14 protein-coding genes are annotated in these 14,215 nt (G+C 51.5%); 9 read left to right on the top strand and 5 right to left on the bottom strand.

The window, feature by feature from the left end:
* Nucleotides 1-49: 49 nt before the first annotated feature.
* The 3 genes from caiB to caiT form a co-directional block, all read right to left on the bottom strand.
* Nucleotides 50-1,267 carry an L-carnitine CoA-transferase gene (gene caiB / locus OGY01_RS18760; protein ID WP_045439653.1) on the bottom strand — a complete coding sequence of 406 codons (1,218 nt, stop codon included), beginning with the start codon at nucleotides 1,265-1,267 and terminating at the stop codon, nucleotides 50-52.
* A 104-nt stretch (nucleotides 1,268-1,371) separates the two neighbouring features.
* Complete coding sequence (gene caiA / locus OGY01_RS18755) at nucleotides 1,372-2,514, bottom strand: crotonobetainyl-CoA dehydrogenase (RefSeq protein WP_045439656.1); 1,143 nt, start codon at nucleotides 2,512-2,514, stop codon at nucleotides 1,372-1,374.
* Nucleotides 2,515-2,547: 33 nt separating this feature from the next.
* Complete coding sequence (caiT, locus tag OGY01_RS18750) at nucleotides 2,548-4,065, bottom strand: L-carnitine/gamma-butyrobetaine antiporter (RefSeq protein ID WP_045439665.1); 1,518 nt, start codon at nucleotides 4,063-4,065, stop codon at nucleotides 2,548-2,550.
* Between the two features lie 481 nt (nucleotides 4,066-4,546).
* On the opposite strand from caiT, the gene OGY01_RS18745 reads away from it, so the two are divergent.
* The 9 genes from OGY01_RS18745 (at nucleotide 4,547) to folA (ending at nucleotide 12,878) form a co-directional block, all read left to right on the top strand.
* Nucleotides 4,547-5,317, top strand: coding sequence for an electron transfer flavoprotein FixA (locus tag OGY01_RS18745; protein ID WP_045439668.1), 771 nt, complete (start codon nucleotides 4,547-4,549; stop codon nucleotides 5,315-5,317).
* Nucleotides 5,318-5,332: 15 nt separating this feature from the next.
* Nucleotides 5,333-6,274 (top strand): electron transfer flavoprotein subunit alpha/FixB family protein, encoded by a 942-nt coding sequence (locus tag OGY01_RS18740; protein ID WP_286493509.1) that lies wholly within the window; start codon nucleotides 5,333-5,335, stop codon nucleotides 6,272-6,274.
* A gap of 47 nt (nucleotides 6,275-6,321) precedes the next feature.
* A complete protein-coding gene (locus OGY01_RS18735) occupies nucleotides 6,322-7,608 on the top strand; it encodes an FAD-dependent oxidoreductase (RefSeq protein WP_045439672.1) in 1,287 nt (428 codons plus the stop codon).
* Nucleotides 7,605-7,892, top strand: coding sequence for a ferredoxin-like protein FixX (gene fixX / locus OGY01_RS18730; protein ID WP_045439675.1), 288 nt, complete (start codon nucleotides 7,605-7,607; stop codon nucleotides 7,890-7,892). Before OGY01_RS18735 ends, fixX begins: the two co-directional genes overlap by 4 nt.
* 150 nt (nucleotides 7,893-8,042) lie before the next feature.
* A complete protein-coding gene (locus OGY01_RS18725; RefSeq protein WP_045439678.1) occupies nucleotides 8,043-9,386 on the top strand; it encodes an MFS transporter in 1,344 nt (447 codons plus the stop codon).
* Between the two features lie 90 nt (nucleotides 9,387-9,476).
* Nucleotides 9,477-9,710, top strand: coding sequence for a YgdI/YgdR family lipoprotein (locus OGY01_RS18720; RefSeq protein WP_005124493.1), 234 nt, complete (start codon nucleotides 9,477-9,479; stop codon nucleotides 9,708-9,710).
* Between the two features lie 104 nt (nucleotides 9,711-9,814).
* A complete protein-coding gene (gene kefF, locus OGY01_RS18715) occupies nucleotides 9,815-10,345 on the top strand; it encodes a glutathione-regulated potassium-efflux system oxidoreductase KefF (protein ID WP_045439684.1) in 531 nt (176 codons plus the stop codon).
* Nucleotides 10,338-12,200 (top strand): glutathione-regulated potassium-efflux system protein KefC, encoded by a 1,863-nt coding sequence (gene kefC, locus OGY01_RS18710; RefSeq protein WP_045439686.1) that lies wholly within the window; start codon nucleotides 10,338-10,340, stop codon nucleotides 12,198-12,200. The genes kefF and kefC overlap by 8 nt, the downstream gene beginning before the upstream one ends.
* A 198-nt stretch (nucleotides 12,201-12,398) precedes the next feature.
* Nucleotides 12,399-12,878 carry a type 3 dihydrofolate reductase gene (gene folA / locus OGY01_RS18705; protein WP_136345316.1) on the top strand — a complete coding sequence of 160 codons (480 nt, stop codon included), beginning with the start codon at nucleotides 12,399-12,401 and terminating at the stop codon, nucleotides 12,876-12,878.
* A 99-nt stretch (nucleotides 12,879-12,977) separates the two neighbouring features.
* Here folA and apaH read toward each other — a convergent pair whose 3' ends face one another.
* Both apaH and apaG read right to left on the bottom strand, forming a co-directional pair.
* Nucleotides 12,978-13,826 (bottom strand): bis(5'-nucleosyl)-tetraphosphatase (symmetrical) ApaH, encoded by an 849-nt coding sequence (apaH, locus tag OGY01_RS18700; protein WP_045439691.1) that lies wholly within the window; start codon nucleotides 13,824-13,826, stop codon nucleotides 12,978-12,980.
* 10 nt (nucleotides 13,827-13,836) lie between these two features.
* Entirely contained in the window at nucleotides 13,837-14,214 is a 378-nt protein-coding gene (gene apaG, locus OGY01_RS18695; RefSeq protein WP_045439694.1) for a Co2+/Mg2+ efflux facilitator ApaG/CorD, read from the bottom strand.
* Nucleotide 14,215: the final 1 nt, after the last annotated feature.

Below are 14,215 nucleotides of genomic sequence, written 5' to 3'. Positions count from 1 at the left end.
TGAAATCAGGCGTGAGCGCTAACCAAACGAACTGGCCAGCGCGTCGCGTTTAATCCTCAACTCTGGCCAGGCCTTTGCCGACCAGCTCATTAATGTCTGCTTCGCTATAACCGATATTTTTCAGAATGGCGGCGGTATCCATGCCGTGTGATGGCATGCCACGCCAGATTTTCCCCGGGTTGTTTTTGAATTTCGGCATGATGTTCGGTCCTTTACAGGTGCGACCGTCCATCGTTTGCCACTGGGTAATCGATTCACGGGCAACGTACTGCGGGTTATCTTCCAGTTCAGGAATGGTCAGCACTTTCGCACAAGCGATATTCAGTTCCGCAAAGCGCGCCTGCACTTCAGCGATGGTGTGCGTTGCCAGCCAGGCGTCCAGTTTCTCCTCGACTAACGGACCATATGGACATTCAACGCGGTGGATAAGCTGCGTTCCTTCCGGCACTTCAGGCGTACCGAGAATGTGCGCCAGTCCAATATCCTTAAAGCATTCGTTGATTTGCGTGATACCAACCAGTTCCATGACGATGTAACCATCGGCACATTTATACAGGCCGCAACCGGCATAATAGGGGTCTTTGCCTTTGGTCATTCGCGGACATATTTCGCCGCCGTTGAAATAATCCATCATGAAGTACTGGCCCATACGCAGCATCACTTCATACATGGCAACATCAATACTTTCGCCTTTACCGGTCTCACGCACTTTGTGCAGCGCCGCGAGTGCTGCTGTGGTTGCGGTCATACCTGAGAAGTAATCGGCTGTGTAGGGGAAGGCAGGCATGGGCTGATCAACGTCGCCGTTCTGGATCAGATAGCCGCTGAATGCCTGAGCAATGGTGTTGTAAGCGGGGAGATTGGTGTACTCATCGGTACCAAACTGGCCGAAGCCGGAAAGATGGGCAATAACCAGTTTCGGGTTATGTTGCCACAGCACCTCGTCGGTAATACCACGACGGGCGAAGGCCGGGCCTTTACTGGCTTCAATGAAAATGTCGGTGGTTTCCATTAACTTCAGAAATGCTTCCCGCCCCTCATCTTTGAAAATATTGAGCGAAAGAGCGTGCAGGTTGCGGCGTGATAGCTGCGGATAGTTAGGTTGTACACGGATGGTATCGGCCCAGGCGACGTTTTCAATCCAGATAACTTCAGCACCCCATTCGGCAAACATTTGTCCGGCGAACGGCCCGGCAATTTCGATCCCTGAGAAGACCACGCGTAATCCGGACAGCGGTCCAAAAGCGGGCATTGGTAGACGGTTCATAAATTAGCTCCTGGCAGTGAGTTGTAGGCCCGGTAAGCTCAGCGCTACCGGGCATGTTTCCGGATGAGGGCTTAGCTCTCTCTCCGGCCTACAGATGCGCCGACTTAACGGTATTGTTTCAATACCGAACGGCCCAATGTCAGGATCTGCATTTCATCAGAGCCCCCGGACACACGGTCAACGCGCAGGTCACGCCAGAAACGTGTGATGCGATGGTTGCCCGCGATACCGACACCACCCAGCACTTGCATGGAGGTATCTACCACTTCAAATGCGGCATTGGCGCAGAAGTATTTGCACATTGCTGCATCACCAGAGGTGATGGTACCGTTATCCGCTTTCCACGCGGCTTCCAGCAGCATGTTTTTCATCGAGTTAAGTTTGATCGCCATGTGCGCAAACTTCTCCTGAATCAGCTGGAAGCGTCCAATAGCTTCGCCAAACTGCACACGTTGATTCGCGTAGCGTGCCGCATCTTCAAACGCACACATTGCTGTACCGTAGTTAGTCAGTGCGACGAGGAAACGCTCGTGGTCAAACTCTTCTTTTACGCGGTTGAAACCATTACCTTCCCGACCGAACATGTCTTTTTCGTCCAGCTCTACGTCATCAAAGGTGATTTCACAGCAGCTATCCATACGCAGGCCGAGCTTCTCCAGCTTGTTGACCTTGATACCCGCTTTGCTCATGTCAACAAACCACTCGGTATAAACAGGTTTATCCGGCGATGCTCCATCTCTTGCCATTACCACGATGTACGGGGTATAGGCGCTACTGGTGATGAAGCACTTACTGCCATTAAGATAAACCTTACCATTTTTGCGTGTATAAGTGGTTTTCAGACTGCCAACATCCGATCCTGCTCCCGGTTCTGTAATCGCGGAGTTCCACATCTGCTTACCGGTGCCCTGGAACGCCATGATTTTATCAATTTGCTCCTGGGTTCCTTCACGCAGGAAAGTGTTAAAACCACCTGGCAATTGGTACAGCACGTAGGTTGGAGCGCCAAGACGACCCAGTTCCATCCAGACAGCGGCAACGGTGACGAATCCCGCTTCCAGACCGCCGTGTTCTTCCGGGATCAAAAGGCTGTCGATGCCCATATCCGCCAGTGCTTTCACAAAACGCTCTGGGTAGACGCTATCGCGATCGCACTCGGCAAAATAAGCTTCCCAGTTCTCACTGGCCATCAGTTCACGAATACCAGCGACAAACAGCTCCTGCTCGTCATTCAAATTGAAATCCATCTTCAAGCCTCTTCAGTAATGGGTTAATTAAACTTATTTATCTTTCCAGTGCACTTTGGCGTCTTTAATAAAGGACAGCGTTACCATGATGTTGACGAAGAACAGCGGGCACCCACCGGCGATAATCGCAGTCTGTATGGGCTTCAATCCTCCCAGTGCCAACAGAACGATACCGATGACACCTACCAATACTGACCAGCCGATACGTACCAACAGCGGAGGTTCTTCACCATCGCGAACTTCACGGCAGGTGGACATCGCCAGGGTATATGAGCAGGCGTTGATGAGTGTGACGGTGGCGATAAAGCAGAGGATAAAGAATCCCCACATGGTGGCTGTGCTGAACGGCAATGCGGCCCAGGTTTCGATAATGGCGCGCGCCACGCCGTGCTGTTCAATCAGTTGTGGGATGTTGAGGATGTTTTTATCCATCAACAGCAGAGTGTTACTGCCAAGCACGGTCCACAGGATCCAGGTAGAGGCGGTCAAGCCTAACACCATCCCGAAGCACAGTTCACGCACAGTACGGCCGCGAGAGATACGGGCAAGGAAAATACTCATCTGGATGGCGTAAATGACCCACCATGCCCAGTAGAAGACGGTCCAGCCCTGTGGGAAGCCGCCTTTGCCGATGGCATCGGTATAGAACAGCATGCGCGGCAAGTACATCAGCAGCATACCGACGGAATCGGTGAAGTAGTTCATGATGAAGCTGGCACCGCTGACGATAAACACCCAGCCCAACATCAGAAAACTCAGGTAGCTACGCACATCGCTGGCGATTTTGACCCCTTTTTGCAGGCCACAAGCCACGCAAATTGCGTTCAAAATGATCCAGCAGGTAATGATGATTGCGTCTAATTGCAGCGTGTGCGGAATACCAAACAACCACTGCATACACTCGGTAACCAGCGGTGTTGCCAGCCCAAGACTGGTGCCCATTGCGAAGATCAGCGCGACCAGATAGAAGTTATCTACGATAGTGCCGAATAACCCTTTCGCGTGTTTTTCACCGACCAGGGGAACCAGCGTGGAGCTGGGACGGATAACATCCATCTTGCGTACAAAGAAGAAGTAGGCGAATGCCACTGAGAGGAAGCTATAGGTTGCCCACGGCAGAGGCCCCCAGTGGAACAAGCTGTAGGCCAGACCAATCTCTTTCGCCGGTGTCGATCCTGGCGTTAGCGCGAACGGCGGCGTGGAGATGTAGTAATAGATCTCTATCGAACCCCAGAACAGCACGGCGGCTGAGGTGCAGGAGGCAAACATCATAAAAATCCAGCTGGCTGTGCTGAACTCAGGTTTTTCGTCGCCTAATTTCTTTTTAGCATAGGGACCAAAGACCAACCAGAACCAGCCGAATAGCATAACGACCATATACCATTCAAATGCCCAACCCCAGACATTGGTGACGTAACTGAATACCGCATTAATAACAACATTAGCGGCATCAAGATCTCTTACTGTTAGCCAACAAAGTATTCCGACAATTATTAATGGCGGAAAGAAAACCTTTGGTTCAATTCCCGATTTTTTCTTTTCATTTTTCATAAGTGAATTCCAGTTTGAAAACGAAATTTATTTAGCGTTCCCTTTTTTGCTGTTTTGTATATTTATTATTAATAATTTGTTGATAACTATTTAACCTCTGGGGCGCCTCAGTGAGTAACTCATAATGGGTATTCATTACGGGGCATTCTGTTAACTCTGTCACACTTTTATTTCTGGTGTGTTTTGCTTTGTTTTTGCTTTATTTTTGTTGAAAATCATGTGCTTATGTCTATTCTTTAGGTGTTTTTAGCGAACTACCTTTCAATATTGGTGATCCAGAAAACAATATTGAAAGTTTTCATATTTGTTTGCATCTTTTCAATATTGGTGAGGCACGTAACACTATTGAAAGTTGCAAATATCAATGTGTGACATTTTCAATATTGGTGATTAAGGTTTTATTTCCGAATTAAAGAGCGTGATATCTGTATTTAACACTGCCGATATGAATAACGTTTCCTTCATGATTTCTGGAGATGCAATGAAGATAATTACTTGCTACAAATGCGTGCCTGATGAACAGGATATTTTGATTAATAATGCTGATGGTTCACTGGATTTCAGTAAAGCGGATGGCAAAATCAGTCAGTACGATCTGAATGCGATAGAAGCGGCCTGTCAGTTAAAACAGCAACTGGGAGAAGCCCAGGTCGTCGCCTTGAGCGTAGGTGGTAAAGCGCTGACAAATGCAAAAGGCCGCAAAGATGTGCTCTCGCGCGGGCCTGATGAACTGATTGTCGTAATTGACGATCGGTTTGAGCAGGCGCTGCCGCAGCATACGGCGACCGCACTGGCTGCTGCCGCGCAAAAATCCGGTTTTGATTTGATCGTCTGCGGCGACGGCTCTTCCGATCTTTATGCCCAGCAGGTTGGTCTGCTGGTGGGGGAAGCGCTGAATATTCCAGCGATTAACGGCGTGAGCAAGATCCTCTCTCTGGCTGATAACACCCTCATTGTTGAACGTGAGCTGGAAGATGAAATTGAAACCCTGAGCATTCCGCTCCCGGCAGTTATTGCGGTCTCAACAGATATCAACACGCCACAAATCCCTTCCATGAAAGCCATCCTCGGCGCAGCGAAAAAACCGGTTCAGGTCTGGTCGCCAGCGGACATTGAGCTCAATGCCGTGGAGGCGTATTCCGTACAACAGGTTGCAGCACCGAAGCAACGTGAGCGTCAGCGCGTTGTGATTGAAGGTGACGGTGAAGAACAGATTGCTGCGTTTGTCGAGAGTCTTCGCAAAATCATTTAATTATCAGGGGATGTTATGAACAAGTTTTCCAGTATCTGGGTATTCAGCGATACCCCTTCTCGTCTGCCGGAACTGATGAATGGTGCGCAGACTTTAGGTGAAAAAATCAACACGTTTGTGCTCAACGAAGCTGATAGTGCAGCGGCGTTCCAGCTTGGTGCGGATCATGTCTGGCTGCTCAGCGGTAAGCCAGATGATCGTATGGTGGAAGATTATGCCGGCGTGATGGCTGAGACTATTCGCCAGCACAGTGAAGGTGGTGCGGTGCTGTTGCCGAATACACGTCGCGGTAAGCTGCTGGCGGCGAAACTGGGTTTTCGTTTGTCTGCGGCGGTCTCTAACGATGCCAGTGCGGTGGCATTGCAGGACGGTAAGGCTGCGGTTAAACATATGGTCTACGGTGGACTGGCTATGGGCGCTGAAACGATCGCTTCGCCGTTTGCCGTGATGACGCTTAGCAGTGGGACATTTGACGCCCAACAACCCGATGCCTCCCGCAGTGGCGAGATGCATACCGTACAGTGGCAGGCTCCGACCACTGCCGTCACCCGTACCACAACGCAGGCTCGTAAGAGCAATAGCGTTGATCTCGACAAAGCACGTCTGGTGGTCAGCGTGGGACGCGGTATTGGCAGCAAGGAGAATATTTCTCTGGCCGAAGCGCTGTGCCAGACCATTGGTGCTGAGTTGGCGTGCTCCCGTCCGGTAGCGGAAAATGAGAAGTGGATGGAGCATGAACGTTACGTCGGTATCTCCAACCTGATGCTCAAACCTGAACTGTATCTGGCCGTGGGGATTTCAGGACAGATCCAACATATGGTCGGTGCTAACGGTGCCCAGACTATTTTCGCCATCAACAAAGACAAAAATGCCCCGATCTTCCAGTACGCGGATTATGGCATCGTTGGCGATGCGCTGAAGATCCTGCCTGCATTAACGGCTGCATTAGCGCGCTAAACCATTTCGGCAGGGCGCTATATGCCCTGCCGCTGACAGGAGTTTTTATGTCTGAAGATATCTTTGATGCCATCATCGTGGGTGCAGGGCTGGCCGGTTCGGTTGCGGCGCTGGTGCTTGCCCGTGAGGGGGCTCAGGTGTTGGTTATCGAGCGTGGTAATTCTGCTGGCGCGAAGAATGTCACCGGTGGGCGCATCTACGCGCATAGCTTGGAGCGCATCATCCCCGGTTTTGCTGAACAGGCTCCCATTGAACGCATGATCACCCACGAAAAACTCGCCTTTATGACCGAACAAGGGGCGATGACGATGGATTATTGCAACGGTGAAGAAGCCGCGGCATCGCAGGTTTCTTACTCGGTATTGCGCAGTAAATTTGACGCCTGGTTGATGGAGCAAGCTGAAGAAGCAGGGGCCCAGCTTATCACCGGTATTCGCGTGGATAACGTTGTTCAGCGTGATGGCAAAGTCGTGGGTGTGGAAGCCGATGGAGATATTCTTGAAGCAAAAGTTGTGATCCTCGCTGATGGGGTGAATTCTCTGCTGGCAGAAAAGCTGGGAATGGCAAAGCGCGTTGAAGCCGCTCATGTTGCCGTTGGCGTGAAGGAGCTCATTGAATTACCGAAGTCGGTAATTGAAGATCGCTTTCATCTGCAAGGGAATCAGGGGGCAGCCTGTCTGTTTGCCGGTTCACCGACCGATGGTCTGATGGGCGGTGGCTTCCTTTATACAAATGAAACAACCCTTTCTCTGGGGCTGGTGTGCGGTCTTCATCACCTGAAAGACGCTAAAAAATCGGTCCCACAAATGCTGGAAGATTTCAAACAGCACCCGGCTGTTGCTCCACTAATAGCGGGTGGCAAGCTGGTGGAGTATGCCGCCCACGTTGTACCGGAAGCAGGAATGAATATGCAGCCTGAGCTGGTTGGCGATGGTGTGTTGATAGCCGGTGATGCCGCAGGCATGTGCATGAACCTTGGCTTCACCATTCGCGGCATGGATCTAGCCGTGTCGGCAGGAGAGGCGGCTGCTAAGACGGTGCTCTCCGCCATGAAGCGCGATGATTTTAGCAAACAGGCGCTTACCGAATATCACCAGCATCTGGACGATGGCCCGATGCGCGACATGCGCATGTACCAGCGCTTGCCTGCATTCCTTGATAATCCACGCATGTTTACAGCTTATCCAGAGATGGCGGTTGGTATCGCCCGTGACCTGTTCACCGTTGATGGTTCGGCCCCTGTTCCTATGCGTAAAAAAATGCTGCGTCATGCGAAGAAAGTGGGCTTCATCAACCTGCTGAAGGATGGCCTTAAAGGAGTGACCGTATTATGACTTCTCCTGTCAATGTGGACGTCAAGCTGGGCGTCAATAAATTCAATGTGGATGAAGAAATCCCGCATATCATTCTGAAAACTGAGCCCGATCAACAGGTGCTGGACGTGTTAATTAAAGCCTGTCCGGCAGGACTGTATAAAAAACAGGACGATGGCAGTGTGCGTTTTGATTACGCCGGATGTCTGGAATGCGGTACATGTCGGATTCTTGGGCTTGATACGGCGCTGGAAAAATGGGAATACCCACGCGGGACGTTTGGCGTGGAGTTTCGCTACGGCTAATAAGTACAGGTTTGTGCACCCGTAGGCCGGATAAGACGCCTCTGTGTCGACATCCGGCAATAATAACGTGACGCCAGTGCCGGATAGCGGCGTATATGCCTCCTCCGGCCTGGATATAACGCTTTGCCCGTGTTGAAACAGGAAATCGCTATGCAGCAGCCTAGGAACTTTGATGACATCAAATTTACCTCCATTCACCGTCGGATAATGCTGTGGGGAAGCGGTGGGCCGTTTCTGGATGGTTATGTGCTGGTGATGATAGGCGTTGCGCTGGAGCAGCTCACACCAGCATTGAAACTGGATGCCGAATGGATTGGCCTGTTGGGAGCCGGGACGCTGGCCGGGCTGTTCGTTGGTACATCACTGTTTGGTTATATCTCCGATAAGGTCGGACGGCGCAAAATGTTCATCATCGATATTATCGCCATTGGCGTGATATCGGCGGCGACAATGTTCGTCACATCTCCTGTTGAGCTGCTGGTAATGCGCGTGCTGATCGGCGTTGTGATTGGGGCAGATTATCCCATTGCGACCTCCATGATCACCGAGTTTTCCAATACCCGCCAGCGTGCTTTCTCCATCGGTTTTATTGCCGCTATGTGGTATGTCGGCGCCACCTGTGCCGATCTGGTCGGCTACTGGCTGTATGATGTTGAGGGGGGATGGCGCTGGATGCTGGGCAGCGCGGTGATCCCTTGCATTTTGATCCTGATTGGTCGCTTTGATCTGCCTGAATCACCACGCTGGCTGCTGCGTAAAGGCCGGGTAAAAGAGTGTGAGGAGATGATGATAAAGTTGTTCGGCGAACCGGTGGTGTTCGACGAAGAAGCGCCGCAGGAAACTCGTTTTCTCCAGTTGTTTAACCGTCGCCACTTCCCGTTTGTCTTGTTTGTTGCCGCTATCTGGACCTGCCAGGTGATCCCGATGTTTGCCATTTACACCTTTGGTCCACAGATTGTCGGGCTGCTGGGCCTCGGTGTCGGGAAAAGCGCCGCGCTGGGGAATGTGGTGATCAGCTTATGCTTTATGCTGGGATGTATTCCGCCGATGTTCTGGCTGAATAGCGCAGGTCGTCGACCGCTATTGATTGGCAGCTTCGTGATGATGACACTGGCGCTGGCTGTGCTGGGGCTGGTCCCGGATATGGGGGCATGGCTGGTGGTACTGGCATTTGCAGTGTATGCGTTTTTCTCGGGTGGGCCAGGGAATCTCCAGTGGCTATATCCCAATGAACTGTTCCCTACCGATATCCGTGCGTCAGCCGTCGGCGTGATTATGTCATTGAGTCGCATCGGGACCATTATTTCAACCTGGGCGCTCCCTGTGTTTATCACTAAATATGGGATCAATTCTGTGATGTTAATGGGAGCAGGGATTTCGCTAATAGGACTACTTATTTCCATTGCTTTTGCACCGGAAACGCGAGGGTTGACGCTCGCTCAGACGAGTCAAATGACGATTCGCACCAAGTCCGTATCCCGGGCCAGTTATTAGGAGTGTTCTGTATTTTCCCTGTTACTCAGTCAGTTAGCCTACAGTTAACGGGTATATCACTGAAAATGACTGAAAAGCAGGGAGAACACCATGCAAAAACATATTCTGATCACCTCTATTTTTACCGCAGCTGCTCTGTTTACCGTCGCCGGTTGTTCCTCTAACCAGGCGGTCAAAACCACTGATGGTAAAACGATCGTCACCGATGGCAAACCGCAGGTAGATGATGATACCGGCCTGGTATCGTATAAAAACGCGGAAACTGGCAAAACGGAACAAATCAACCGTGACCAGGTTAAAGACATGAGCGAACTTGACAACTAGTTCAGTTTTCTCCATTCAGCTACTCAATAATATTGACTTTTAGCCTGCTGATTAAGTGACTAAACTCACTGTTATTACAATAATGCAGTGATAGCAGGCTAATCATGATTCTCATCATTTACGCACATCCCTATCCGCAGCACTCGCATGCGAATAAGCGGATGCTTGAACAGGCAAGGACGCTGGAAGGCGTTGAAATTCGCTCGCTCTACCAACTCTATCCCGACTTCAATATCGATATCGCTGCTGAACAGGATGCACTGGCTCGCGCGAGCCTTATTATCTGGCAGCATCCTATGCAATGGTACAGCACACCCCCTTTACTCAAACTGTGGATGGATAAAGTTCTCTCCCACGGTTGGGCATATGGTCATGGGGGGACCGCGCTGCATGGTAAACATCTGCTGTGGGCGGTGACGACCGGTGGTGGGGAAAACCACTTTGAGATCGGTTCCCATCCGGGGTTTGACGTGCTCTCTCAGCCTTTGCAGGCGACAGCGATATATTGTGGTCTCAAGTGGCTCCCACCGTTTGCTATGCACTGCACGTTTATCTGTGATGACGAAACGCTACAGGCGCAGGCCCGTCATTACAAACAACGTTTGCTGGAATGGCAGGAGGCACACCATGGATAGCCATACACTAATACAGGCGCTGATTTATCTCGGCTCGGCGGCGTTGATTGTACCGATTGCCGTCCGACTGGGTTTAGGCTCTGTGCTGGGCTATCTCATTGCCGGATGTATCATTGGTCCGTGGGGGCTACGACTGGTCACAGACGCAGAGTCTATACTGCATTTTGCTGAAATCGGCGTAGTTCTGATGCTGTTTGTTATCGGTCTGGAGCTGGATCCGCAGCGTCTGTGGAAACTGCGTGCATCGGTTTTCGGCGGCGGCGCACTGCAAATGGTGGTCTGTGGTGGATTGATCGGCGTGTTCTGTATGTTCCTCGGCCTGCGCTGGCAGGTGGCGGAACTGATTGGTATGACGCTGGCGCTCTCCTCCACGGCCATCGCCATGCAGGCAATGAATGAACGCAACCTGATGGTTTCACAAATGGGGCGCAGTGCATTTGCCGTGCTGTTGTTCCAGGATATTGCCGCTATCCCGCTGGTAGCGATGATTCCACTACTGGCTGCGAGTGGCGCGTCGACGACGCTGGGAGCTTTCGCTCTGTCTGCGCTGAAAGTGGCTGGTGCGCTGGTCCTGGTGGTTCTATTGGGGCGCTATGTCACCCGTCCGGCATTACGTTTTGTGGCGCGTTCTGGCCTGCGGGAAGTCTTTAGTGCCGTCGCACTGTTTCTCGTATTTGGCTTCGGCTTACTGCTAGAAGAGGTCGGACTGTCGATGGCAATGGGGGCGTTTCTGGCGGGCGTATTACTGGCGAGTTCTGAGTACCGCCACGCGCTGGAAAGCGATATCGAGCCGTTTAAAGGGCTGCTGTTGGGACTCTTTTTCATCGGCGTCGGCATGTCTATCGACTTTGGGACGCTGATTGATAATCCACTGCGTATCGTCACTCTGCTGGTGGGGTTCCTGGCGATTAAAACCATTATGTTGTGGATTATTGCGAAACCGCTGCGGGTGCCGAATAAGCAGCGTCGCTGGTTTGCCGTATTATTAGGACAGGGGAGTGAGTTTGCCTTCGTGGTGTTTGGCGCAGCGCAAATGGCAAATGTGCTCGATCCCGACTGGGCGAAAGCGTTGACGCTGGCGGTAGCACTCTCAATGGCGGCCACGCCGATTTTACTGGTTGTCCTGACGCGGCTTGAGAAATCGGCTACCGATGAAGAACGTGAGGCGGATGAAATTGACGAGGAACAACCCCGGGTGATTATCGCCGGATTTGGGCGATTCGGTCAGATAACCGGTCGTCTGCTGCTGTCGAGTGGAGTGAAGATGGTCGTGCTCGATCACGATCCGGACCACATTGAAACGCTGCGCAAATTTGGTATGAAGGTTTTTTATGGCGATGCGACCCGTATGGATCTGCTGGAGTCAGCTGGCGCAGCTAAAGCTGAGGTAATTATTAATGCTATCGACGATCCCGAAACCAGCCTGCAGCTGACCGAAATGGTGAAAACCCATTTCCCTCATCTACAAATTATTGCCCGTGCGCGCGATGTTGATCATTACATCCGCTTGCGTCAGGCGGGAGTAGAGATGCCTGAACGTGAAACTTTTGAAGGTGCACTGAAAACCGGGCGGCTGGCACTGGAAGGTCTTGGGCTTGGGCGTTATGAAGCCCGTGAACGGGCCGATGTGTTTCGTCGCTTCAATACGTTGATGGTTGAAGAGATGGTGAAGGGGGAAAACGATGCGGTTTCCCGTGCGGCTGTCTATAAACGCACCAGTGCAATGCTGAGTGAAATTATTGCTGAGGATCGTCAGCATCTATCTTTAATTCAACGCCATGGCTGGCAAGGCACGGATGAAGGTAAACATACGGGCGACGTCGCCGATGAGCCGGAAGTGAAACCGTCAGCATAAGGTACAAAATGTGATGTTCTGCAAACTTTACTGCTAACTGGCTGTTTTTGAACTACTGTAATGCTGGCGTACCACCTTAAATAGGTCGGTTCGCCAGCAGAACGAAAAATTTTCCTGCTCATCCTCTTTCCGCCAGTCGACGAAAGATTGCGCTTTCCGTATAGTGGCGACAATTTTTTTGTATCCGGGAAATATTCAATGATCAGTCTGATTGCGGCGTTAGCGGTAGATCGCGTCATCGGTATGGAAAACGCCATGCCGTGGAACCTACCTGCCGATCTCGCCTGGTTTAAACGTAATACCTTAAACAAGCCAGTTGTCATGGGACGCCATACCTGGGAATCCATCGGGCGACCGTTGCCAGGGCGTAAAAATATCGTCATTAGCAGCCAGCCAGGCACCGACGATCGCGTGCAGTGGGTGAAGTCTGTCGATGAGGCAATTGCTGCCTGTGGCGATGAACCTGAAATTATGGTGATTGGCGGTGGGCGTGTGTATGAGCAGTTTCTGCCGAAAGCGCAGAAATTGTATCTGACGCATATTGACGCTGAAGTAGAAGGGGATACGCATTTCCCGGACTACGAGCCGGATGACTGGGAATCTGTTTTCAGCGAATTCCATGATGCCGACGCGCAAAACTCTCACAGCTATTGCTTCGAGATTCTGGAACGTCGTTAATACACTATGTAGGCCTGATAAGCGAAGCGCCATCAGCCAATAGATGGCGTGAATGCCGGATAGCGGCGTAAATGCCTTATCCGGCCTACAGAATGCTCATCAGCCGTTTACAACTTCGCCCGGATCCAGATCTACATGGCGATTTGACGGCTGTACAAAGTATTGTTTGTCTTCCCAGCGCAGACAGGTGAGATCTCCCCCCCAGCAGCAACCAGTATCCAGCGCGTAAATACCTTCCGGAGTGCCTTTGCCCTCCAGCGATGCCCAGTGCCCGAATGCAATGCTATACGCTTCACTGACCGGGCCGGGGATGGCAAACCAGGGCTTCAGCGGAGCAGGGGCATCTTCCGGCGACTCTTTGCTGTACATATCCAGTTGACCGTTGGGGAAACAGTAACGCATACGGGTAAAGGCGTTGGTAATAAAACGTAATCGTGCCAGCCCCGTCAGCTCCGGCGTCCAGTTATTCGGCATGTCGCCATACATGGCATCAAGGAAGAATGGATAGGAGTCGCTCGACAGTACTGCTTCGACATCACGGGCACACTCCTTTGCGGTCTGCAGATCCCACTGTGGCGTAATACCCGCATGCGCCATCACCAGCTTCTTCTCTTCATCAACCTGCAACAGCGGTTGGCGGCGTAACCAGTTAAGCAGCGCGTCGGCATCCGGTGCTTCGAGTAACGACGAGAGTCTGTCTTTAGGTTTATTGCGACTAATACCTGCAAATACGGCCAGCAGATGTAAATCATGATTACCTAATACCAACCGTACGCTGTCGCCAAGTGATTTGACATAGCGCAACACGTCCAGCGAGCCAGGACCACGGGCGACCAAATCGCCGGTAAGCCATAAGGTATCTTTCCCAGGGGCAAAGTCTACTTGATGCAGCAATGCGATCAGTTCGTCGTAACAACCGTGAACGTCGCCAATGAGGTATGTCGCCATAGCTATTGTTTTAGTGAATGAGTGTTGGAACGGCGAGTCGGAATACGGGAATATCGATGGTAAAGGCGACGCCCTGCTCATCAATCATTTCGTAATGACCCTGCATGGTGCCCAGCGGCGTTTCAATAACCGCGCCGCTGGTGTACTGGTATTCTTCACCAGGTTCAATGTGGGGCTGAACGCCAACCACACCTTCGCCCTGAACTTCGGTTTCGCGGCCATGACCATTGGTAATCAACCAATAACGCCCCAACAGCTGCACTGGTGCTCGCCCCAAATTGCGGATGGTCACGGTATAGGCAAAAACGTAACGTTCATCATCAGGTGAGGATTGAGCCTCAATATAGACGCTTTGTACCTGAATACACACTCGGGGCGAATTGATCATG

It is taken from the genome of Citrobacter sp. Cm038, from assembly GCF_030333105.1.
Taxonomy (GTDB): domain Bacteria; phylum Pseudomonadota; class Gammaproteobacteria; order Enterobacterales; family Enterobacteriaceae; genus Citrobacter; species Citrobacter murliniae.
Note: the sequence above shows the minus strand (reverse complement) of the source record. Positions and strands in the feature narration are given on the sequence as shown.

Excerpts from the sequence above, each read along its gene's own strand:
- caiB (WP_045439653.1), bottom strand. The coding sequence starts at position 1,267 with ATGAACCGTCTACCAATGCCCGCTTTTGGACCGCTGTCCGGATTACGC.
- caiA (WP_045439656.1), bottom strand. The coding sequence starts at position 2,514 with ATGGATTTCAATTTGAATGACGAGCAGGAGCTGTTTGTCGCTGGTATT.
- caiT (WP_045439665.1), bottom strand. The coding sequence starts at position 4,065 with ATGAAAAATGAAAAGAAAAAATCGGGAATTGAACCAAAGGTTTTCTTT.
- OGY01_RS18745 (WP_045439668.1), top strand. The coding sequence starts at position 4,547 with ATGAAGATAATTACTTGCTACAAATGCGTGCCTGATGAACAGGATATT.
- OGY01_RS18740 (WP_286493509.1), top strand. The coding sequence starts at position 5,333 with ATGAACAAGTTTTCCAGTATCTGGGTATTCAGCGATACCCCTTCTCGT.
- OGY01_RS18735 (WP_045439672.1), top strand. The coding sequence starts at position 6,322 with ATGTCTGAAGATATCTTTGATGCCATCATCGTGGGTGCAGGGCTGGCC.
- fixX (WP_045439675.1), top strand. The coding sequence starts at position 7,605 with ATGACTTCTCCTGTCAATGTGGACGTCAAGCTGGGCGTCAATAAATTC.
- OGY01_RS18725 (WP_045439678.1), top strand. The coding sequence starts at position 8,043 with ATGCAGCAGCCTAGGAACTTTGATGACATCAAATTTACCTCCATTCAC.
- OGY01_RS18720 (WP_005124493.1), top strand. The coding sequence starts at position 9,477 with ATGCAAAAACATATTCTGATCACCTCTATTTTTACCGCAGCTGCTCTG.
- kefF (WP_045439684.1), top strand. The coding sequence starts at position 9,815 with ATGATTCTCATCATTTACGCACATCCCTATCCGCAGCACTCGCATGCG.
- kefC (WP_045439686.1), top strand. The coding sequence starts at position 10,338 with ATGGATAGCCATACACTAATACAGGCGCTGATTTATCTCGGCTCGGCG.
- folA (WP_136345316.1), top strand. The coding sequence starts at position 12,399 with ATGATCAGTCTGATTGCGGCGTTAGCGGTAGATCGCGTCATCGGTATG.
- apaH (WP_045439691.1), bottom strand. The coding sequence starts at position 13,826 with ATGGCGACATACCTCATTGGCGACGTTCACGGTTGTTACGACGAACTG.
- apaG (WP_045439694.1), bottom strand. The coding sequence starts at position 14,214 with ATGATCAATTCGCCCCGAGTGTGTATTCAGGTACAAAGCGTCTATATT.